General features: G+C 63.1%; 24 protein-coding genes. 12 read left to right on the top strand and 12 right to left on the bottom strand.

What is annotated here, in order from left to right; translation table 11 throughout:
- Window positions 1-334: 334 nt before the first annotated feature.
- Window positions 335-1564 (top strand): sensor histidine kinase, encoded by a 1230-nt coding sequence (locus tag QCE49_RS30475; RefSeq protein ID WP_250456868.1) that lies wholly within the window; start codon window positions 335-337, stop codon window positions 1562-1564.
- Between the two features lie 62 nt (window positions 1565-1626).
- Here QCE49_RS30475 and ahpF read toward each other — a convergent pair whose 3' ends face one another.
- Window positions 1627-3213 (bottom strand): alkyl hydroperoxide reductase subunit F, encoded by a 1587-nt coding sequence (ahpF, locus tag QCE49_RS30470; protein WP_250456867.1) that lies wholly within the window; start codon window positions 3211-3213, stop codon window positions 1627-1629.
- Window positions 3214-3360: 147 nt separating this feature from the next.
- Window positions 3361-3924: an alkyl hydroperoxide reductase subunit C gene (ahpC, locus tag QCE49_RS30465; RefSeq protein WP_008352971.1), complete on the bottom strand. Its 564-nt coding sequence runs from the start codon at window positions 3922-3924 to the stop codon at window positions 3361-3363.
- A gap of 152 nt (window positions 3925-4076) precedes the next feature.
- On the opposite strand from ahpC, the gene QCE49_RS30460 reads away from it, so the two are divergent.
- Together QCE49_RS30460 and ribA are read left to right on the top strand one after the other, a co-directional pair.
- Complete coding sequence (locus tag QCE49_RS30460) at window positions 4077-4835, top strand: NADPH-dependent F420 reductase (protein ID WP_284508315.1); 759 nt, start codon at window positions 4077-4079, stop codon at window positions 4833-4835.
- A gap of 144 nt (window positions 4836-4979) precedes the next feature.
- The gene (gene ribA / locus QCE49_RS30455; protein ID WP_008352974.1) at window positions 4980-5648 is read left to right on the top strand and encodes a GTP cyclohydrolase II; all 669 of its coding nucleotides are present in this window, start codon (window positions 4980-4982) and stop codon (window positions 5646-5648) included.
- 18 nt (window positions 5649-5666) lie between these two features.
- On the opposite strand, the gene QCE49_RS30450 is transcribed toward ribA, so the two are convergent.
- The 4 genes from QCE49_RS30450 to QCE49_RS30435 all read right to left on the bottom strand — a co-directional run bounded on the left by QCE49_RS30450 (window position 5667) and on the right by QCE49_RS30435 (window position 10859).
- Complete coding sequence (locus QCE49_RS30450; protein ID WP_033537062.1) at window positions 5667-6401, bottom strand: 2OG-Fe(II) oxygenase; 735 nt, start codon at window positions 6399-6401, stop codon at window positions 5667-5669.
- 82 nt (window positions 6402-6483) lie between these two features.
- Window positions 6484-6978: a hemerythrin domain-containing protein gene (locus QCE49_RS30445; protein ID WP_250436001.1), complete on the bottom strand. Its 495-nt coding sequence runs from the start codon at window positions 6976-6978 to the stop codon at window positions 6484-6486.
- Window positions 6979-7097: 119 nt separating this feature from the next.
- Window positions 7098-9431 carry an ATP-dependent DNA helicase gene (locus QCE49_RS30440; protein ID WP_250456865.1) on the bottom strand — a complete coding sequence of 778 codons (2334 nt, stop codon included), beginning with the start codon at window positions 9429-9431 and terminating at the stop codon, window positions 7098-7100.
- A 24-nt stretch (window positions 9432-9455) separates the two neighbouring features.
- Window positions 9456-10859 carry a PLP-dependent aminotransferase family protein gene (locus QCE49_RS30435; RefSeq protein WP_250456864.1) on the bottom strand — a complete coding sequence of 468 codons (1404 nt, stop codon included), beginning with the start codon at window positions 10857-10859 and terminating at the stop codon, window positions 9456-9458.
- 130 nt (window positions 10860-10989) lie between these two features.
- Between QCE49_RS30435 and QCE49_RS30430 the strand changes: the two genes are divergently transcribed.
- Genes QCE49_RS30430 through QCE49_RS30415 form a run of 4 tightly spaced genes read left to right on the top strand, consistent with a single transcriptional unit; the run spans window position 10990 to window position 13396 of the window.
- The gene (locus QCE49_RS30430; RefSeq protein ID WP_284508314.1) at window positions 10990-11118 is read left to right on the top strand and encodes a hypothetical protein; all 129 of its coding nucleotides are present in this window, start codon (window positions 10990-10992) and stop codon (window positions 11116-11118) included.
- Complete coding sequence (locus QCE49_RS30425) at window positions 11118-12629, top strand: FAD-binding oxidoreductase (RefSeq protein WP_250440694.1); 1512 nt, start codon at window positions 11118-11120, stop codon at window positions 12627-12629. The genes QCE49_RS30430 and QCE49_RS30425 overlap by 1 nt, the downstream gene beginning before the upstream one ends.
- A complete protein-coding gene (locus tag QCE49_RS30420; RefSeq protein WP_250435996.1) occupies window positions 12626-12973 on the top strand; it encodes a hypothetical protein in 348 nt (115 codons plus the stop codon). Before QCE49_RS30425 ends, QCE49_RS30420 begins: the two co-directional genes overlap by 4 nt.
- Window positions 12974-13027: 54 nt before the next feature.
- On the top strand, window positions 13028-13396 hold the full coding sequence (locus QCE49_RS30415; protein WP_033537083.1) for a DOPA 4,5-dioxygenase family protein: 369 nt from the start codon (window positions 13028-13030) through the stop codon (window positions 13394-13396).
- A 49-nt stretch (window positions 13397-13445) separates the two neighbouring features.
- On the opposite strand, the gene phaP is transcribed toward QCE49_RS30415, so the two are convergent.
- Window positions 13446-14012, bottom strand: coding sequence for a TIGR01841 family phasin (phaP, locus tag QCE49_RS30410; RefSeq protein WP_250456863.1), 567 nt, complete (start codon window positions 14010-14012; stop codon window positions 13446-13448).
- A 520-nt stretch (window positions 14013-14532) separates the two neighbouring features.
- Between phaP and QCE49_RS30405 the strand changes: the two genes are divergently transcribed.
- Window positions 14533-14817 (top strand): helix-turn-helix domain-containing protein, encoded by a 285-nt coding sequence (locus QCE49_RS30405; RefSeq protein ID WP_250481950.1) that lies wholly within the window; start codon window positions 14533-14535, stop codon window positions 14815-14817.
- 14 nt (window positions 14818-14831) lie between these two features.
- Here the strand turns inward: QCE49_RS30405 and QCE49_RS30400 are convergent, their stop codons facing one another.
- On the bottom strand, window positions 14832-15770 hold the full coding sequence (locus QCE49_RS30400; protein ID WP_008352989.1) for a DMT family transporter: 939 nt from the start codon (window positions 15768-15770) through the stop codon (window positions 14832-14834).
- Between the two features lie 296 nt (window positions 15771-16066).
- Between QCE49_RS30400 and QCE49_RS30395 the strand changes: the two genes are divergently transcribed.
- Together QCE49_RS30395 and QCE49_RS30390 are read left to right on the top strand one after the other, a co-directional pair.
- Window positions 16067-16213 (top strand): hypothetical protein, encoded by a 147-nt coding sequence (locus QCE49_RS30395; RefSeq protein ID WP_250435992.1) that lies wholly within the window; start codon window positions 16067-16069, stop codon window positions 16211-16213.
- A 223-nt stretch (window positions 16214-16436) separates the two neighbouring features.
- On the top strand, window positions 16437-16643 hold the full coding sequence (locus QCE49_RS30390; protein WP_250435991.1) for a hypothetical protein: 207 nt from the start codon (window positions 16437-16439) through the stop codon (window positions 16641-16643).
- Between the two features lie 11 nt (window positions 16644-16654).
- Here QCE49_RS30390 and QCE49_RS30385 read toward each other — a convergent pair whose 3' ends face one another.
- Entirely contained in the window at window positions 16655-17089 is a 435-nt protein-coding gene (locus QCE49_RS30385; RefSeq protein WP_008352992.1) for a hypothetical protein, read from the bottom strand.
- Window positions 17090-17344: 255 nt separating this feature from the next.
- Between QCE49_RS30385 and QCE49_RS30380 the strand changes: the two genes are divergently transcribed.
- Complete coding sequence (locus QCE49_RS30380) at window positions 17345-17719, top strand: hypothetical protein (protein ID WP_175979482.1); 375 nt, start codon at window positions 17345-17347, stop codon at window positions 17717-17719.
- Window positions 17720-17783: 64 nt separating this feature from the next.
- Here the strand turns inward: QCE49_RS30380 and QCE49_RS30375 are convergent, their stop codons facing one another.
- On the bottom strand, window positions 17784-17957 hold the full coding sequence (locus tag QCE49_RS30375; protein ID WP_160172894.1) for a hypothetical protein: 174 nt from the start codon (window positions 17955-17957) through the stop codon (window positions 17784-17786).
- 282 nt (window positions 17958-18239) lie between these two features.
- On the opposite strand from QCE49_RS30375, the gene QCE49_RS30370 reads away from it, so the two are divergent.
- Window positions 18240-18530: a hypothetical protein gene (locus QCE49_RS30370; RefSeq protein ID WP_008352995.1), complete on the top strand. Its 291-nt coding sequence runs from the start codon at window positions 18240-18242 to the stop codon at window positions 18528-18530.
- Between the two features lie 53 nt (window positions 18531-18583).
- On the opposite strand, the gene QCE49_RS30365 is transcribed toward QCE49_RS30370, so the two are convergent.
- Both QCE49_RS30365 and QCE49_RS30360 read right to left on the bottom strand, forming a co-directional pair.
- Window positions 18584-19630 (bottom strand): S1C family serine protease, encoded by a 1047-nt coding sequence (locus tag QCE49_RS30365; protein ID WP_008352997.1) that lies wholly within the window; start codon window positions 19628-19630, stop codon window positions 18584-18586.
- A 54-nt stretch (window positions 19631-19684) separates the two neighbouring features.
- The gene (locus QCE49_RS30360; protein WP_250456861.1) at window positions 19685-20560 is read right to left on the bottom strand and encodes a DUF4922 domain-containing protein; all 876 of its coding nucleotides are present in this window, start codon (window positions 20558-20560) and stop codon (window positions 19685-19687) included.
- Window positions 20561-20677 lie beyond the last annotated feature (117 nt).

Here is a 20677-nt window from a genome sequence, read left to right as displayed (position 1 = left end):
CGCATCGTTTCGGTCTCAGTGTCGTTCGATTCCTTGAATCAACGTTTCTCCCTTGCGCACGGATGACCCACGCAGAGGGTATTTCAACAGCCTGCTAGATGCGCGGGCCGCGCCGATCCAAAGCCGCGCGACGGCCTTTGAATGGAACGCTGAATCCGATGTGCACGCGAGTCATTGAAAAAACTCGGATATGTCCCTTTCGCGCGGGCATCGCGCCTATACTTGCGAAGCATTCGCGGGCGGTTCCAGGCAATATCGGAACTTGCTTTCGCATGCATATCACGAACATCATTCGCGCCGCCCTCCGGCGCCTTAAGCACTCGGGGACTCGCAGATGAGCGACACGTCAGTCGGCGGCTTGAAGGGTCTCGTGGACGCGCTGCGCGCGCAGCAAGACGCGCTCACCGAACGCTGGATGAAGCTCGTGTTCGGCGATCAGGAAGTCGAACATTCGGATCAGCTCACGTATCGGCAGCTTGCGGATCATCTGCCGAGCATCTTCGATGAAATCTGCATCGTGCTGGAATCGCGCAATCTGCGCGACCAGGAAGGCGCGATCGAGCGCGACGCGCGCCAACACGGGCAATGGCGCTGGCAGCAAGGCTACCGTATCGATGAACTCGTGCGCGAACTCGATCTTTTTCGTCAGGTGTTGCTGCTCGCGATCGGCGAATACGCGGGCGCCCATGACGATCTTTCGCGCGCCGACGAAGAGCACGCGCGCCTCATGACCGATGAAGTCGTGAGCTTCGTCACGCTGGCGTCGATTCGCGAGGCGATCGGCGAGCGCGATCGCAAGATCGACGAATACACCGGCATGCTGGAGCGCGCCAACTACGAGCTGACGCTGCGGCAAAAGCTCATCAGCGATTTGTACGAGACGCGCATGCAGGTCACGCGGCGCGTCGCGCACGATCTGCGCAATTTCCTCAACGTGTTCTCGACGGCGCTGCAACTGGCCGCGCGCTCGGCCGCGAAGCGCGAGACGGCGCTCGGACTGGCGAACCGGCAAGTCGCCGACATGGCGTCGCTCGTCGACGAGATGGTCGAATATTCGAAAGTGCTGGGCGACGATTCGGTGCTGACGGTCGAGCCGTTCGATCTCGTCGGTCTCTTCGACGAGCTGATGCAAGCCTGCCGCGTCGCGACCGAATCGAAGGGATTGAAGCTGATCGGCCATCTCGATCCGGCGCTCGGTGAGGTGACGTCGAACCGGCTGAAGGTGAAGCAGGTCGCGCTGAATCTGCTGTCGAATGCGATCAAGTACACGTCGTCGGGCGAGATCGCACTGTCGATCGCCGCCGCGCCCGATCAGCGCTGGAAATTGCGCGTCGCCGATACGGGCGTCGGCATCAGCGTGGCGGATCAGGAGCGCGTGTTCGAGGAATTCGAGCGCGCCGCCGATGACGACATTCCCGGCGCCGGGCTCGGCCTTGCGATCGTCAAGGAGTTGTCGCGCACGCTGGAAGGGGAACTGCGCTTCCAGTCGTCGAAAGGGCGCGGAAGCGTGTTCGAAGTGACGTTCCCGATGGTGCTGGAACCGAAGGCTTCCGACGCTCAATAAGCGAAAAAAGGCGGACGGGTCGCCCCGTCCGCCTTCCGGTCACCACGACGCCTGAACGATGCTCAGGCCGCCGCTTCTTCTTCGACCACTGCTTCGTCTTCCACCGACGCGCGGATCAGATGGTCGAACGCCGAGAGCGCCGCCTTCGCGCCTTCGCCGACCGCGATCACGATCTGCTTGTACGGCACCGTCGTCACGTCGCCCGCGGCGAACACGCCCGGCAGCGAGGTCGCGCCCTTCGCATCGACGACGATCTCGCCGTGCTTCGACAACTCGACTACGCCCTTCAGCCATTCGGTGTTCGGCACGAGGCCGATCTGCACGAACACGCCTTCCAGCTCGACGTGATGGCTCGCGCCCGTCGCGCGGTCCGTGTACGTGATGCCGTCGACCTTCTTGCCGTCGCCGGTGACTTCGGTCGTCTGTGCCTCGGTGACGATCGTCACGTTCGGCAGGCTGCGCAGCTTCTTCTGCAGGACCGCGTCGGCGCGCAGCTCGTTGCCGAATTCGATCAGCGTCACCGCCGACACGATGCCCGCGAGGTCGATCGCCGCTTCCACGCCCGAATTGCCGCCGCCGATCACGGCGACGCGCTTGCCCTTGAAGAGCGGGCCGTCGCAGTGCGGGCAGTACGCCACGCCGCGTCCGCGATACTCGCGCTCGCCCGGCACGTTGATTTCACGCCAGCGCGCGCCGGTCGACAGAATCACGGTCTTCGCCTTCAGCACCGCGCCGCTCGCGAGATGGATTTCATTGATGCGGCCCGGCACCAGCTTCTCGGCGCGTTGCACGTCCATGATGTCGACTTCGTAGCTCTTGACGTGCTGCTCCAGCGCCGTGGCGAACTTCGGCCCTTCGGTTTCCTTGACGGAGACGAAGTTTTCGATGGCCATCGTATCGAGCACCTGACCGCCGAAGCGCTCGGCGACGACGCCCGTCGCGATGCCCTTGCGCGCCGAATAGATCGCCGCCGCCGCGCCGGCAGGACCGCCGCCGACGATCAGCGTGTCGAACACCGGCTTGTTCTCGAGTTCCTTCGCCGCGCGCGCCGATGCGCCCGTGTCCAGCTTCGCGAGGATTTCCTTCACGCCCATGCGGCCCGAGCCGAAGCTCTCGCCGTTGACGAACATCATCGGCACGGACATGACCTGGCGTTCCTCGACTTCCTGCTGGAACAGCGCGCCGTCGATCGCGACATGCTTGATGCGCGGGTTGATGATCGCCATCACGTTCAGCGCCTGCACGACTTCCGGGCAGTTCTGGCACGACAGCGAGAAATACGTCTCGAACGCGAAGTCGCCGTCGAGATTCTTGATCTGCTCGATGATGGCGTCGTCGAGCTTGATCGGATGGCCGCCGGCTTGCAACAGCGCGAGCACGAGCGACGTGAATTCGTGGCCCATCGGGATGCCGGCGAAGTGGATGCCCGCAGCCTTGCCCGCCTCGCCGATGGTGAAGGACGGACGACGCACGCTGGCGTCCTCTTTCTCGACGACGCTGATCCGCTCAGACAGCGTAGCGATCTCGTCGAGCAGGCTTTTCAGCTCACGCGACTTGTCGCTGTCGTCGAGGAAGGCGACGAGTTCGATCGGCCGGGTGACTTTTTCCAGATACGCTTTTAATTGATTCTTGAGATTGGCGTCGAGCATGGCGATGTCCGTTCCTTGACTTGGGATATTGCAGACGTGTTCCGCCGCGGCGCTGCGAAATTCGCAGCGCCGGACGAACACGTTTTTTGGGGTGAACCTGCCGCAGAACCGCGGCAAGTTCGATACAGCGCTCGTGAAGTACGAGACTTAGATCTTGCCGATCAGGTCGAGCGACGGGGTCAGCGTTTCAGCGCCCGGCGTCCACTTGGCGGGGCACACTTGACCCGGATTCTTCGCGATGTACTGAGCAGCCTGAACCTTGCGGAGCAGTTCGCCAGCGTCGCGGCCGATGCCGTTGTCGTGCACTTCGCACAGCTTGATCTCGCCTTCCGGGTTGATCACGAACGTGCCGCGCAGCGCCAGGCCTTCTTCTTCGATCAGAACGTCGAAGTTGCGCGAGATCGCGAGCGTCGGGTCGGCGATCATCGGATAGTTGATCTTCTGGATCGTGTCCGACGTGTCGTGCCATGCCTTGTGCGTGAAGTGCGTGTCGGTCGAAACCGAGTAGATTTCCACGCCGAGCTTCTTGAATTCTTCGTAGCGGTCAGCCAGGTCGCCCAGTTCGGTCGGGCAGACGAACGTGAAATCGGCCGGGTAGAACACAAACACCGACCACTTGCCCTTCAGGCTTTCATCGGTGACGGTCACGAACTCGCCATTGTGATAGGCGGTTGCTTTGAACGGCTTGACTTGACTGTTGATGATGGGCATTACCAGTTTCCTTTTGGAGTGGTGTTGAAGAAGTAAGTGAACTATACAGGAAAGCTATCGTACTTGCGAAGTGGATTGATTTTATTGTCGGGATAGCGCCGGGCTATCGACGCGATATTTTGGCGTTTTCCCGCACAAGGCATTCTGATTGCATGCGCCTTCGCAGGTTCCTTAAACAGACTTGGTCGCTTTCACTTTCATTTCAAGGAGGCAGTATGAAAATAGGAATCATCGGAGCGGGGAATATCGGTTCGGTGCTGGCACTGCGCTTCACCGAGAAAGGGCATGACGTGCGTATCGCGAACTCGCGCGGCCCGGCGTCGCTCGCGGATATCGAGCGCGAGACCGGCGCGAAGGCCGTCGAAGCGCGGGACGCGGTGAAGGACGCCGAAGTCGTCGTCGTCACGATTCCCGAAGCCAAGGTGCCGAACCTGCCGACGGATATGTTTGCGGGCGTGCCGGCGAGCGTCGTCGTGATCGACACCGGTAACTACTATCCGCAGCAGCGCGACGGGCGGATCGAAGGCATCGAAAAGGGCACGCCCGAGAGCCGCTGGGTTGAGCAGCAGATCGGTCGGCCGGTCGTGAAAGCGTTCAACAATATCTATGCGGATCACCTGAAGAACCGCGGCAAGCCGCCGGGAACGCCGGGCCGCATCGCGCTGCCGGTCGCGGGCGATGACGCGCAGGCAAAGGCCGTCGTGATGAAGCTCGTCGATGAGATCGGCTTCGATCCGGTCGATGCCGGCCAGATCGACGATTCCTGGCGTCAGCAGCCCGCGACGCCCGTCTACACCGCCGATCTCGACGCCGCCGGCCTGCGCGCGGCGCTTCAGAAGGCCGATCCGGTGCGCAAGCCCGAATGGCGCGCGACGGACAAGAGTCCCGGCACCTTCGACCAACCCGCGTAGAAGCGAAAGACCGTACGGTAAAGCGCGGGAACGCGCGCGCGCCGTGAGACAATCTGCAAACTTTCCCGATGGGCTTTAACATGACGAACCGGGCTGGCGCAAAAATGCAGCCGCCGTCCGGCGTCGTGGACTCGCAGATTGACTATGAAAACCGCTTCTCCTACGCAGGACGTGCAGAACCCGCAACACCGCTTCGGCGAGTGCGACGAGTGCGCGGACGTCGAACTCGTGGCGACCGCCACCATTCCGACCCGCTACGGCACTTTCGCTTCGTACGTCTATCGCGTGAAGCACACGGATGTGGAGCACATCGCGTTCGTGATGGGCGACGTGAGCAGCGGCGAACCCGTGCTGACGCGCCTGCACTCCGAATGCGTGACCGGCGATGTCTTCGGCTCGTACCGCTGTGACTGCGGCGAGCAGCTCGATCTGGCATTGCGCTATATCGCCGCGGAGGCTCGCGGGATTCTGCTGTATCTGCGCGGCCACGAAGGGCGCGGCATCGGCCTCGCGAACAAGATCCGTGCATACGCGCTGCAGGAACAGGGGCTCGATACCGTCGATGCGAACCTGCATCTCGGCCTGCCCGACGACGCCCGCGAATACGATTCCGCCGCCGCGATCCTGCGTTCCATGAACGTGAAGTCGGTGCGATTGATGAGCAACAATCCGTCGAAGTTCGACACGCTGCTCAGGCACGATATTCCCGTATGCGAACGCGTCGCGCTCGCCATCCCGATGCGCGAGGAAAACGAGCGCTATATCAAGACGAAGCAGGCGCGCTTCGGGCATTACTTCGACGAGAACGAGTAAGCCCGACAGTGCGCGCGCTCACTGCGCGTCGTGAAAAATTACCCCGAGCATATGCCTGCGTCCCGAGCGCAGGCGGCTCACGCCGTGCTTCATGTTCACCCGATACGGCCCGCGCGTGCCCTGCACCGGCCGATGATGCACCGCGAAGAACACCGCATCGCCTTGCAAAAGCGGTACGACTTCCGCACGCGACTGCATGCGCGGACGCTGCTCCGTCATCACGAATTCGCCGCCGGTGAAATCGTGGCCGGGCGCGGAAAGCAGGATCGCCATCTGAATCGGAAAGACGTGCTCGCCGTAGAGATCCTGATGCAGACAGTTGAAATCGCCGGGCACGTAACGTAGCAAGAGCGGCGTCGGCCGTGTCTGCCCCGCGCGATGACAGCGCTCGATGAACGCCGCATGCTCGCGCGGATAGCGCGTCTCGATGCCCATCACCTCGTTCCAGCGATTCGCGACCGGCGCGAGATGCGGATACACCGCGCGCCGCACGCGTTCGAGCGCGCCCGGCAACGGATACGCGAAGTATTTGTATTCGCCGCGCCCGAAGCCGTGGCGCTCCATCACGACGCGGCTGCGAAAAATGCCGTCGCGATCGTAAAGCGCCGCGAGCGCCTCGCATTCGTCGCGCGAAAAAAGCGCCGACGCCGTCGCGCAGCCGAAGCTATCGAGTTGCGCTTCGAGATCGGCCCAGTCGAGCGCGTCGATGCGATCGCCGATATCGTCTGCCGTCGCGCGTTCGAGCACCTTCATGTCGTTCCTCCGGATGTGCGTGAATTCGAATGAAGTGTGCGCCCGCGACGCGACGCACGCACTCCGGCTCTTGCTGTGCAATTCAATGCGCGGCCGCAGTCTCCGCGATGCGTTCGTGCAGCGCGGCCTTGCGCGCGGCCATCTTCGCGCCGATCGCGACGAGATCCATCTGCGTCTTGCGCACGGCCGGGAAGAGTACGGTTTCCTCTTCCTCGATGTGATGCACCGCGTTTTCCTTCAGCACCTTGAACGTCGCGTCGAAACCGTCTTCGCCGGCGCGCAGGTTCGCGAATCGTTCGATCAGCGTCTTCACCAGAAAATGCTCGACGTAGGCTTCGTCCACGTCGATGCGCCGGTCCGCTTCGAGCGCGTTCTGCGCGCCCGGATACAACAATTCTTCCTCGACGATCGTATGGATCGTCAACAGTTCGCACGCGCGCTGCACGAGCGAGTTCTTCCGCTCGAAATCGTCGTGGTCCGCGCGTTCGAAGGCATCGAACAATTGTTCGATGGCGCGGTGATCGGCTTCGAGCATGTCGAGCGCATCGATGGGTCGCGGGGTTTGAGCGGTGGACATGGGGTTCTCCAATAGTGGGCTCTGTCGGCCCGGTAGCGACATCTGCGTGTCCCCAAGGTGCCGTAAAAAAGCAAGACGAATGCCCGCTATGGATCAGTTAACGGCGGCGGTGCGCGCGTCTAGATAGTGGTATTTCTCGATTCGCTCAAGTCGCGTTGGCGCAGCACTTTCACCTGCCACCACGCGGGCAGCAGCCGCCGCACTTCGGCGCGCGCGAAGCGGTCGTCGATCAGATAAAGCACGCCGCGATCGAGCGGTCCGCGAATCACGCGTCCCGCCGCCTGCACCACTTTCTGCAAGCCGGGAAAAAGATACGTGTACGCATAGCCCTCGCCGAACGCCTCGTGCATGCGCGCTTTCATTTGCTGATTGACGGGATTGAGTTGCGGCAGCCCGAGCGTCGCGACGAACGCACCGATGAGACGCGTGCCCGGCAGATCGATCGCCTCGCCGAACGCACCGCCCAGCACCGCGAATCCGATACCGCGTCCATCGGCGACGAAGCGCGCGAGAAACTCGCGTTGCGCCGCCTCGCTCATCGCGCGGGACTGCTGCCAGCAGGGAATCGACGGATGACGCGCCGCCAGCGCCGCCGCCACTTGCGTCAGATAGTCGAAGCTGCTGAAGAAGCTCAGATAGTTGCCCTCGGCGCGGAAGTATTGCGCGGCGATGAGATCGGCGATGCGATCCACCGAGCGCTCGCGATCCCGATAGCGCGTCGAAAGATCGGCGATCGCGCGCACGTCGAGCTGATCGGCGGAGAAGGGCGATTCGACGTCGATCCGCACGCTCGATGCCGGCAAGCCGAGCGTATCGGCGTAAAAGTGCGCGGGCGTGAGCGTCGCCGAAAAGAGCGCGACGCTGTGCGCGCGCGCCAATCGCGGCGCGAGATGCGGCGCGGGAATCACGTTGCGCAGGCAGAGCGTGGCATTGCGCTTCTTCGCGTTTGCGCTCGCGTTTGCGTTCGCGCCGGAAAGCGTGATGTCGAAGATCGAATGCGACCCGAAACGCTCCGCGATGCGCGTGAAATGCACGGCATCGAAATAGAAGCGCAGCGTGTCGGGCGTGAAGGCGTCGGGCTGTTCGCCGAGCGTTTCTGTCATCAGCGAAACGGCTTGCCCGAGCGCGGTCAAAAAGCGCGCGGGCGGCTCCGTATGCGCCGCGTACTCGATGCCCGACGCGTGCTGCTCGCTCGCCGTCTCGCTCCAGCTTCGCGCGACGCGCCCGAGCGCCTTCTTGAGCACGCCCGGCGCGCCGCGGCGCATCGCGTTGAAGGCGGACTGATCGAGTGTCGCGGAATACATGCCGCGCGCGCGTTCGACGAGGTTGTGCGCTTCGTCGACGAGCACCGCCACGCGCCAGCGATTCGCCTCCGCGAGCGCGAAGAGCATCGCGCTCGTGTCGAAGTAGTAGTTGTAGTCGCCGACGATCACATCGCTCCAGCGCGACAATTCCTGGCTCAGATAGTACGGACAGATGTCATGCCGGCGCGCGACCTCGGCGACCGACGCCCGATCGAGCTGCGTGCATTGGAGCGCGGCGGCGCGCGCATCGGCGAGGCGATCGTAGAAGCCGCGCGCGAGCGGACACGATTCGCCGTGACACGCGCGATCGGGATATTCGCAAGCCTTGTCACGCGCGACGAGTTCGACGACGCGCAACGGCTTCGCGGCGAGCGTCGTGAGCGCGTCGAGCGCGAGTTGCCGTCCCGCGCTTTTCGCGGTGAGAAAGTAGATCTTGTCGAGTTGCTGGCCGGGCCACGCCTTCAGGAGCGGAAAGAGCGTGCCGACCGTTTTGCCGATGCCCGTCGGCGCTTGCGCGGCGAGACAGCGCTTCGATACCGCCGAGCGATACACCGCTTCCGCGAGCGCGCGCTGGCCGGGGCGGAAATCGGCGTGAGGGAACGCGAGCGTCTTCAGCGCTTCGTCGCGTGCCGCCCCGTGCGCCAGTTCCTGCCGCGCCCACGCGATGAAGCGTTCGCACTGCGCCTCGAAATGCACGGCGAGCGCTGCGGCCGTTTGCGTCTCGACGAGCACGCTTTCGGTTTCATCGACGATATCGAAATAAACGAGCGCGATGTCGATGGCTTCCAGCCCGAGCTTTCGGCACATCAGATGTCCGTAGACGCGCGCCTGCGCCCAATGCAGACGCCGATGATTCTCCGGCATCGATTCGAGCTTGCCGCGATGCGTCTTGATTTCCTCGAGCCGGTTGAGCGCGGGATCGTAGCCATCGGCGCGGCCGCGCACGAGTAGCGGGCCGTAGGTTTCCGAAAGCGAAATTTCCTTTTGATATCCGTCCGGCCGACGGTTCGTCACCGTGACATGGCCGGCGACGCCTTCCTGCGCGCTCGGCGTCGGCGTAAAGCGTAGATCGAGATCGCCCTGTTTCGCCGTGAACTCGCACAGCGCGCGCACGGCGACGGTGTAGGCGGGCTCGGATACTGTATGCATGTACAGGAGTCTAGCACGCGCCTTTCACGAAGCCGCGCGCAGCAGTTCTCCGAGCGTTTTCATCGCGTTGTCGATTTGCGGCGACCATGGATGACCGAAATTGACGCGCACATGATTCCCGAAATCGTGACGCGCCGAGAAGATCGGCCCCGGCGTCACGTTGATGCCGTGTTCGAGTCCCCGCCGATGCAACTGCATCGCGTCGACGTGATCGGCCAGTTGCAGCCACAGGAAATAGCCGCCGTCCGGCCGCCGATATGCGACGTCGGACGGCAGCCAGCGCGCGATGGCGTGCTCCATCGCATCGCGTTGCGCGAGAAGCGCGCCGCGCAGCTTGCGTAAATGCTTGTCGAAGCCGCCGTGCTGCAAATAATCGGCGATGCCCGCCTGAATCGGGACGCTGGTGGAAATGCTCGTCATCAGCTTGAGACGCCGGATCGCATCGGCGAAACGGCCCGCCGCGACCCAGCCGAGCCGATACCCCGGCGCAAGCGTCTTCGACAGCGATGCGCAATGCATCACGAGCCCGTTCGTATCGAAAGCTTTCGCGGGCGGCGGACGATCCTGCGCGAAATGCAGTTCGCCGTAGACATCGTCTTCGATCAGCGGAACCTCGTGCTTCGCGAGCAATGCGACGAGCGCGCGCTTTTTCTCGACGGAAAGCGTCGCGCCGGTCGGATTCTGAAAGTTCGTCATGAACCAGCACGCGCGCACCGGATGCTTGTCGAGCGCTTCGGCGAGCACGTCGAGATCGAGACCGTCTTGCGGATCGACCGGAATCTCCACCGCGCGCAAGCCGAGATGCTCGATAGCCTGCAACGCGGCATAGAAGCACGGCGATTCGATCGCGACGACATTGCCCGGCTGCGTGACGGCCATGAGGCAAAGCGTGAGCGCTTCCATCGCGCCGTTCGTGACGATGAGTTCGTCCATCGGCTGCGCGATGCCCATGCCGATATAACGCAGAGCGATCTGTCCGCGCAACGCCTCGTTGCCCGGCGGCATGTCGACGACGGTGCTCCACGGATCGAGCATCCGCGCCGCGTGCGCGAGCGACTTCGCAAGACGCTGCAACGGAAAGAGCGCCGGCGATGGAAACGCGGAGCCGAGCGGCACGACGTCCGGGCGCTTCACGGCGTCGAGCACGGAGAACACGAGGCTGCTTACGTCGATTGGCGCGGGTTCTTTCAGCGTCGCGCTCTCTTTCGGCGCGAGTGCGGCGCCCGGCGCGACGTAATAGCCGGAACGTTCGCGCGCGCGAATCAAGCCCCATTCTTCGAGCAGGTAGTACGCGCGAAAGACCGTCGACTGGCCGACGCCGTATTGCGTCGTCAAATGCCGCACCGAAGGCAGCCGTGCACCGACAGGCAGGCGGCCCGCGCGTATCTCGGCGGCCATCGTGTCGGCAAGGGCTTGGTAGCGCTTCATCGCGGGTATCGGTGAAAGGGCGCGAAATTGTCTCACGCTTTATCGACGGAATATCGACGCCCCGCCGCGCGTTTAATGAATAAGCGGCTTAATCGCCGTGCCCGCTTTTCAATCTTTCGGAGGTGGTTCCATGAAGCTCGCCAAAATCGCAACAGTCATGCTCGCGCTGCTCGCCGGCCTGCTCGCAGGATGTCAGACCGATGGCAGCTCGGGCGCGTCGGGCACGACATCGAACAGCGGCAGCAGCGGCGGATATTGATGCCGTATTTGCCCGCGGCGCTCGCGGCGTTCAAGTCGGCGCTCGGCAACGATGCGGTGCTCGCGGACGATATCGCTTCGTATCTCGATCCGTTCGCGCCCGGCGATGCATCCGCACACGCGCCATCTGCTGTCGTGTTGCCGAAGGACGTCGAAGGCGTGCGTGCGGCATTGGCGGTCGCGAATCGATATCGCGTGCCGCTCTGGACTGTATCGACGGGGCGCAACTTCGCTTACGGCGGCGCCGCGCCGCGTATGCCTGGTTGCGTCGTGCTCGATTTGCGGCGGATGAATCGCATCGTCGAGATCGATGAAACGCTGGCTTATGCGCTCGTCGAACCGGGCGTGACGTATTACGACCTGTATCGCGCGCTCGGCACGCCGCGGCGCTTCTGGCTCGATCCGCCCGCGGCCGGATGGGGCAGCGTGATCGGCAACACGCTCGAACGCGGTTACGGCACAACGCCATACGGCGACCATGCGGCGAATCAGTGCGGCATGGAAGTCGTGCTCGCGAACGGCGATGTCGTACGCACCGGCATGGGCGCGATGTCGTCGAGCCGCGACTGGCAGGTATTCAAGAGCGGCTTCGGGCCTTCGTACGACGGCATGTTCATGCAATCGAACTTCGGCGTCGTCACGAAGCTCGGCGTCTGGCTCATGCCCGCGCCCGAGGGCTACATGATCTGCCGCTACGCATTCGCGCGCGAGGACGATCTCGAACGCGTCGTCGATACGCTGCGCCCGCTGAAGATGGACGGCACCATCCAGAGCAACGCGGTCATCGAAAGCGCGGTGCGCTGGGCGGCAGGCGTGTCGACGCGCAAGCAATGGTTCGACGGCGACGGCGCGATGCCCGACGACGCCATCGACGCCATGGCGCGCAAGATCGGCATCGGGCGCTGGAACCTGCGCTTCTGCCTGTATGGGCCGAGAGCGCTCGTCGAGGCGCGGCGCGATATCGTGCATGCGCGCTACAGGCCGATCGCGGGCGCGACGCTCTTCGAGATGCCGTATCGCGATGCATCGGTCGAGCCGGAAGGCGGCGGCGATCGCGCGCAAGTCGGCATTCCGGGACTCGAAGCGTTCAATCTGCTCAACTGGCGCGGCGGCTCGGGCGCGCACATCGATTTCTCGCCGATCTGTCCGCCCATCGGACGCGATGCCGTGAAGCAGGTCCGCATGGTGCGCGAGCGCGCCGCGCAATTCGGCTTCGATTATTACGGCGGATTCACGGCCGGCGAGCGCGCGATGCATCACATCTTCGCGGCGATTTTCGATCGCGACGATCCGAAACAATCGCGCGATGCCGGCGCGCTCGTCGAAACGCTGATCCGCGATGCGGGCGCGGCGGGCTACGGGCAATATCGCACGCATCTGTCGTACATGGACCTCGCCGCCGCGCAATACGATTTCAACGATCACGCGCTGATGCGGCTTTCGAAGACGATCAAGGCGTCGCTCGATCCGAACGGGATTCTGTCGCCCGGCAAGCAGGGCATCTGGCGATGACGACACGGCGCGCGTTTCTTATCGCGATGGGCGTCGTGCCGTGGATGCCGTTCGGCGGCGCGACGCGGCCATCGGCGCGCACGTGGGTCGTCGACGGGGACTTGCCGCAAGGCGGCATCATCGTGCGGCGCGCGCGTCTGACGGGCGCGCAGATCGCATCTCTGTCGGGCGATGCGGGCTGGCTGTGGTTCGAACGCCTGTCGTCGTCGCATGCGATCGGTGGCATCACGCGCTACGCCGATGCGTTCGTGTTGTCTCAACTCGGCGCAGGCGTCGGCATGCGCGCGACGCATCATCGAACGTTCGGTGACGGCGCCGTGCTCTGGACGCTCGAACGTTGCTGAACGCGGTTCGCTAAAATGACACGCATCTCAATATTGCCGCGCACGGACGAAACGATGAACGCCACGGACACACGCACGATCGCCGACTGGCACGCGCATGTCTATTTCGATGCCGCGAGCCGCGACGCCGCGTGGCAGCTTCGGCTCGTGATCGAGCAGCGGTTTGCGACCGAATTGCAGGATGGCGCGCTGCGTCTGGGCCGCTTTCACGAGCGCCCGGTCGGACCGCATCCGATGTGGTCGTTCCAGTTGGGATTCGGCGATGCGCTGCTCGCGCCGATGCTCGCGTGGCTCACGCTGAATCACGGCGCGCTCGATGTCTTCATGCATCCGAATACGGGCGACGCGCTCGTCGATCATCGCGACTCGGCGGTGTGGATCGGCCGTTCGCACGAACTCTCGCTGAAGAGTCTGGGCGGTTGAGACGTAAAAAAGGCGGACCGCGTCCGCCTTTTGCTGGATCGCCGGCGAGTTACTTCTTCGCGCTTGCCGTCTTCGACGACACCACGCGCACGGCCGTCTGGCCAGCCACCGAGGCGTCGTTTTGCGCGGCCTCCACCACTTGCTGCGCGGCCTTCTTCGCCGCTTCGTAAGCGGAATTCGCCGATTCCGTCGCGGCATCGATCGCCGTGCGCCACGCCGTAACGACGGCTTCGCTGCCGACCGGCGCATTGCTCGCGAGACTCTCGACGAACGCCTGCACATTGCGCTGAGACTTCGCGATCTGGTCCTGCGCGGCTTCCAGATAGCCGCCGCGCACGCCCGACGCGATCTCATAGACGCCGAGCCAATAGGCCTGAACGCGCTGGGCGCTGTCTTGCAGGTGCTGGTTCTGAAGCGCGAAGAACGCCTGCGGATCGCGCACGGAGAGCGTTCTGGCGATGAGCGCCTGATGCTCGTCGAGCGCCGTCCTGACCGTACGCACGTTCAGATCGATCAGCTTTTCGAAGCCTTCGACGGCTTGTGCGGCGACACCGAACGTGGTGTCGACCCCCGCCTTTTGTGACGCGATTACATTTTCGGGCGCAAGATTGCTCATGCTCGACTCCATATGGAAATTGCCAATTGATTGCCGATGTATTTGTGCAATGCAGCGAACGACTTATTTTAAGGCAAGCGTGTGGTGTGTCAATTACGTTTTCCCGGCTTGACTTTAAACCACTCAGCCGTTCATTCAAAAATAACAGTGAGCGCAAAGTAAATAATCGGAGCGATTAAGGACTCATCACACATCACACGAATGCAGGTAGAAAAGAAATAATCCCGACCAGTCGGCCTGCGAACGTGCGTTCATTAAACGCTTGCTGCAGGCGTCCAGGCGCGGCCTGTCGTAAACCCCTAAGACAAAAGTTACCGAATGCGTTGTTTCCCCACTTGACGCATTGATGCGTTAATTGGAAGAATCTCGCACTGCAACATGCGCGACGGGCTTTCGGTAGAACGGACGATTTTCCGGTATTTCTGTCACTGCCGCGTCATCGTGAATCAGTAGGATTCACCTCGCGCTAATGAGCCGGCGCTGAACGGCATAAAGATATAAATCGAGAGACTTGAAGAAAATGGGGCGACATTCCCAAACCCTTGGCCACCTTGAACGCAGTCACGAAGACAACGCCTTGCGGCGCGCCATGGCCGCACGACTCGACCGGGCCTTGCAGAAGGCAAACATCAGTTCCGCAAAAGCCGCTGGCTGGCTCGACGTGAGCGAGCACGACGTGCAATTCTGGCGCCGCGGCATCACGGTTCCGCCGTTCGCGGCATTCAATCGCATCGCGAAGGCGCTGGACATCGATCCGCATTGGCTCTGCACGGGCCAGGCCGAGCGCGCGCAAGCCGCCAACTGAGCGTTTCGTTATCGTCAGACATCCGCCGATACGGCCGGCGCCGCCTTGCGTCCATGCAGGAGCACGGTGCCGATGCCGCTCGCCGCGATCACGCACATGCCGATCGCCATCCAGAAGTCGGGCACTTGTCCGAAGAGCAACCAGCTGAAAAGGGCGGCGAACGCGAGCTGGCCGTAGCCGAGCGGCGTCAGCACGGAGAGCGGCGCGCGCTTTAGCGCCTGAAGCATGAGTCCGTGGCCGGTGGTCGCCATCGTCGCCATGAAGACGACGAGCAGCCAGCTTTCGAATCGTACCTGCGCGAGCGCGGGCAGCATTTCGGCTTGATCCATCCACACGAGCACGCACAGCATGAGCGTCGCGACGAGCGCCGTGAGGAAGTTGGTCGTGATCGCGTCGTCGACGCGCGAAAGATGGCTCGACACCACCTGGAAACACGCGAACGTCGTCGCCGCGCCGATCGGATAGATCACCGTCCAGCTAAACGAGCTGCCGCCCGGCCGCACGACCAGCAGCATGCCGACGAAACCGATCGCGACCAGCGCCCACTTGCTGCGCGGCACGTCGTCTTTCAGCACGAGCGCGGCGAGCAGCGTGGAGATGAGTGGCGCGAGCATCGCGAGGGACGTGCTGACGGGCAACGGAAGATGCCGCAGCCCTGCGAACGTGCACGCGGAATTGGTCAGCAGCAGCACCGCGCGCACGATCTGCAACTTGACGCTGCCCGTGCGAAAGAGGCCGAACGCGCGGCGGCGTATCTGCCACGCGCCCATGACGATCATCTGGAAAAGATAGCGAACCCAGAGCAAAGCCAGCAGAGGGACGGCGGTGCCGATCAGCTTGACGGTGGAATCGCTTGCCGCGAAAGTCGCGGTCGTCAGGATCATGATGGCGATACCGGCTGCCGTGTTATCGGTATCAATGCGGTATTGCGCCTTGCCCTCTAAGGTTGCCATCGAACTCTCGTGGTAGTGAAGGAACGGTTTTTAGGCCGTTGCTTCAATTCTCCCGGCATCGCAGGACGCTGGCAAGGCAACAGTAAAGTTCTTTTCCGCCGTGTTGCGCACAGGGCACGACGCGGGAAATGTACTAGACGGTTCGAACAATCGCATGCTGCGCTCATGCCGATTGCTGGCGGTCGTGCTTTTCGCTCCTAGTTTTTTGTGCCTTGAATTAAGACGCGGATTAGCGCTTTCCTATCTTCGACGCTCTACTATTCGTTGCACGCCAAACGAGAGAACGAATAGCAGCCATGCAAAAGAAGCGCATCATCCTTGCGGCCGCCATGATGTCGATGAGCCTTATCGCATTCATGTCGATGAGTAACAGTTACAGCGCCGCCGATACGTTCCCGATCGCTCGTGCGGCCCCGGAGCAGGTACGGGTGTTTCAGCAGTAGAAGCAGTAGAAGCAAGGCAGTATCCGCAGCAGCAGTAAAACGTGACGTGAAAGTGAGAAAAGAGCCGGACGTGTGCGCAAGCATCCGTCCGGCTTTTTCATGCGCGTCCGAAACGCATGCACGCGCATGCGCCGGCGCACATTATTTCGATGGAACGCCTTGCGCCTGAGCATTTGCCGCCTACACTTAAAGTAGTTTCTCAACTGCTTCGAAGGAGGCAACAATGAGAACGAGAACACGCGAAGTCGTTCGCATGCTCGCGACGTTCCGCCACTCGGCGCGCTGTCGCACGTTGCGTGCGGCGGCGGCGGCGCAGGAAGCGCGCGATCTCGCCAACGAGCCTTCGTCCGACGACCCATCGGAAGACGATGAGCGCGCCGAGTCCGAAGCGCCGTCCGTCGTTCGCAAGCCTCATCCGGGCATGCACTGAAAACGCTGCGCTCAGACGCCCGCCGGATTCCTGAACGGCGAGAAGCGCCAGTGGCCGCTCGCGTCCTTGACCGCGATCGCGCCGTGCTCGTGCAGCATTTCGCCGATCGCGCCCGGCTTGATGTCATCGTTGATGCGGATGACGAGCAGCGTGCGCTGTGGCGTGGCGTCGTCGGCGGCATGAGACGCGGGCGGGCGCGGCGAGACCGGCTCGTGCGGCACGAACCGATTGCGCGCGCAGATCACGCCTTGATGCTCGCCATGAGCGACGTACTCCGCATCGTCCTCGTCGTGCGCGGGCGGCAGCAGAGCATCGATATCGCTCTCGCCACGTCCGGCCCGATAAAGATGCGCGTCGTCGCGTCGCAAACCCGCGAGCTGCAATGCGCGAAGCGCGTCGTGTCCGTCCCGATAGGATCCGAACACACCAACTATGACCTGATTCATCGTCGCCCCCTCTGTCAGTCCGAATGAGTCGCGGACCGGCAATGTCTTCATGCGCGGTCTTTCGCAGTCATGATCCGCGCTCTTTCGATTCGTCAGATGAAGTGCAGCAACACGCGTTCCCGAATGAAGGTTTTGAAAGGAGCGCCGAGGATGACCATTCGTCCGCAGGTTGCGACCCCAACGCCGATCACCTAAAGTAACTGAGCTTCTTTCCCGGATCCGCGCGTCACGCGACGCGCTCTTCGCGAGGTTCGAATGATTGCGAAAGCCTGTGCTTGGGTGCTCGTGCTGATGGCAGGCTCCGCAGCGGCGGCGCCTTGCTATAACGATGGCGATGTCGTCACGCTCGAAGGCACGGCGACGCGCCAGGCCGCACGCGAAGGCGATGCGTCCCCCAAGCCCGCGTGGGTGCTATCGCTGTCGCGTCCGGTGTGCGTGATGAGCGCGAGCACAGGACAAGGCGGTCGCCAGCAGACGAATGTGTCGGCGGTCCAGATCATCGATGCGACGCCCACGGAGAACGCACGCATTCAACTGACGGGCAAGCTCGTCACGGGCAATGTCAGCGCTTACTACGCAGTGCCCACGGCAATCTGGGTGCTGAAGCAGCGGGTGCTGTCGGGACAATAGCGGGGACATAGCGCCGCGCGGCCCGCACGGGCGATGCTTCGAAACCGGCGAGAAGTACGAACGATCAGGCGGCTTTCGCGTGCGCCTGATAGCGCCAGTATTCAGCGACGACGATATGCAACGGCTGATTCTCCAGCTTGCGTTCCTCGCCGAATCGCAGGATGGCGTCGAGTTGTGCGCCAGTGCAACGGAACGCTTCGCGGCGCATCGCCGTCTGGTTTTTCTTGTGCGTGGTCATGGCAATCCTTTTTCTAGGACCTTCCCGGACAGGGCAGGCTCGTTCGAACGGGGCGGCCCGTGCGCGCGAACACTGTCTGCTGCTTCCACATTAGGCCGGAGCCGCGCACGCGCGACCGGTCGTTAGCGCACATAGCCGTCGAGACATTGCAAACAGCGCAAAGCGCGGGCCAGGGTGCGGAATCGCTTCGTTTCCTTGCGCCGCTGGAATAAAGCCTTCGGTTGCGACGTTTAGCATTCATGGAACCGCGCTCCATGACAGACGCGGAACGAGGAGGAGCCTGTGAGCGTCGATCAGCTCGCGCAGGAGGAACTCGCGCACATCGGCCGGATGATCGCGGAGCTTGAGCGCGTGGCGGCGAAAGCACGCGGGGAGCCGATGCGGCATGCCGTCATGCAGCAGGCGTACTGGCAACGGCGTATCGATGCGTTGATCGATGCGTCGGCGAACGCGCCGTTGCGCCGCGACGCCGACGCGCTGCGCGAGCGTCTGGCCGATGTTTTCGCCGATGCGCGCGCACGAAACACGGGGTACGCCGGACAAGCGGCGCGGGAGACCGGCAGCAGGAAGTGAAGCGAAGCGTTGGGAGGCGGCGCGTGCGCATCGAGGCACGCGCCGCCGCCGCGTCAGCCCGTCTGCTCGACGGGCGTCACGTCTATATCGAGCTTCTGCGTGCCGCGCAGCACCGCGATCTTCACCGGCCTGTCGATGCGCGATGCGTCCAGCGTGCGCTGCAAACTGTCGACGCTATCGATGGCGACGTCATCCACCGCGACGATCCGATCGCCTGTGCGCAGGCCGCCGAGCGCGGCCGGACTGCCTTTGACGATCTCCATCACATGCACGCCGCTTGCCGACGGAAGCGCGAAAAAGCGCTGCACGCGCCGCGAGATCGGCGTCGTCGTACCCGCCACGCCGATATACGCGCGCCGCACGCGCCCGTACGCGAAGATCTGCATGATGACCCACTTCGCCGTATCGATCGCGGTCGCGAACGAGATGGCCTGCGCGCCGGCGATGATCGCGGTGTTCACGCCGATCACCTGGCCTGCCGAATTGATGAGCGGCCCGCCCGAGTTGCCGGGATTGAGCGCGGCATCGGTCTGGATGACGTCATAGATCATGCGGCCCGAAGTCGAGCGCAGCGTTCGGCCGAGCGCGGAGACGACGCCCGTCGTGACGGTCTGCGCGAGCCCGAGCGGATTGCCTACCGCGATCGCGATCTGTCCTACGCGAAGGCGGCCCGAGTCGCCCAGTTCGACATGCGGCAGCGGCTCCGGCGAGCCGATGCGCAGCACCGCGAGATCGCTTGCGGGATCGTCGCCGACGAGATCGGCGTCGAAGCGCGTGCCATCGGCGAGCGTGACGACGATATGCGTCGCGCCGTGCACGACGTGACTATTGGTCAGCAGATAGCCGTCGGGCGTGAAGATGAATCCCGAGCCCGTGCCGCCGACACTGCGTCGCGCGCCGCGCGCGTCGGCCAGTTGACGTTCGACGGAAATGAACACGACTGCTTGCTGCACGCGCTCCAGCGCGCCGATGACGGTGCGCGAATAGGCGTCGAGCAGGGCCCCATCGTCGATAGCGTCGATGGGGTCGAGCGGGGTGGAGGGCGCGGCGTCCTGCGCCCCGCGCGCAAGATCGTCGATGAATTGAGGCCGGCTTCCCATGTTCCTTGAACTCCCGATGTCTGGATGCGGACATGCGGGTCGCCGGAGCCGATTTCAAGAGATAGTTGCGTTTGCAAGTAGTTTCATCGGACCCAGCGCTTCGACGACCTCGCGCTGTGCGTCGTCGCGAACGAAGAGCGAGCCGGCGAATCCGAGCGCATTCACCGCGACGCCCTCGACATGCGATACGCTGCGCGGCACCGCGAGCATCCATCGACGCGTGACGAGCAGGTTATAAGGCGCGCTTTGATGTTCGACGCCCATGACATCGAGCGGTTGCACGCCGATCACGTTCAGCAGTTGCAGATAGGTTGCGTGCACGTTGGCGATGCTGTCATCGTCGAGCCATGCGGCTGCGTGCGCGAACGCGAGTTGCGGCACGCGAAAGATGCCGCTCGTGCGCGCCGCTTCGATGGCCGCTTCGATCGGCAATGCCTGACCATCGAGCGGCAGCGGCACCATCTGCAGATGCTTGTGCGGCTGGCTCGATCCGGCGATGCTGCCGCCGTTATAGAAGCCGAGTGCATCGAAACGATCGAGGCAGGCAGAGAGCGCGGCGAAGTCGTCCTCGCTGATGAGCGTCTCTTGCGGCTCGAAGTCCGTCGTCACGATCAGCAGATGATGCGCGAGCACGTTGAACTTGTTGAGCAACAGAAAATGCCGCTCGCCGATATCGCCGACACGCAGCGCTTCCTCGCATGGCGAGAATGGATCGCGCCATGCGCTCGCGGCATCGGCGGCGGACTTTGCCGCGAGTTTCGATGCCTGCTCCTTGCGCGCGATATTAGCGGCCTGTCGTACGAGAAAGCGCACGCCGCCATCTTCGATCACGCTTTGCGCGGTATCGAACGAACGCAGTGCGCCGCATGCGAGTGCGCGTTCGGTTTGCATGATTACGTCCTGCCACGAAGGGGTGTTCATGTGCGTCATGCTGCTCCTTTTCCGAATGCGAATCGTTCGAACGAATCCGGAGATACTCGCATAAGCGTGCGCTGCCTGCATGGTGATACCCAAGCACGGTGACTTGCTTCGTGCGTGTTGAAAAGC

The organism is Caballeronia sp. LZ008 (assembly GCF_031451435.1).
Lineage (GTDB): Bacteria > Pseudomonadota > Gammaproteobacteria > Burkholderiales > Burkholderiaceae > Caballeronia > Caballeronia zhejiangensis.
Note: the sequence above shows the minus strand (reverse complement) of the source record. Positions and strands in the feature narration are given on the sequence as shown.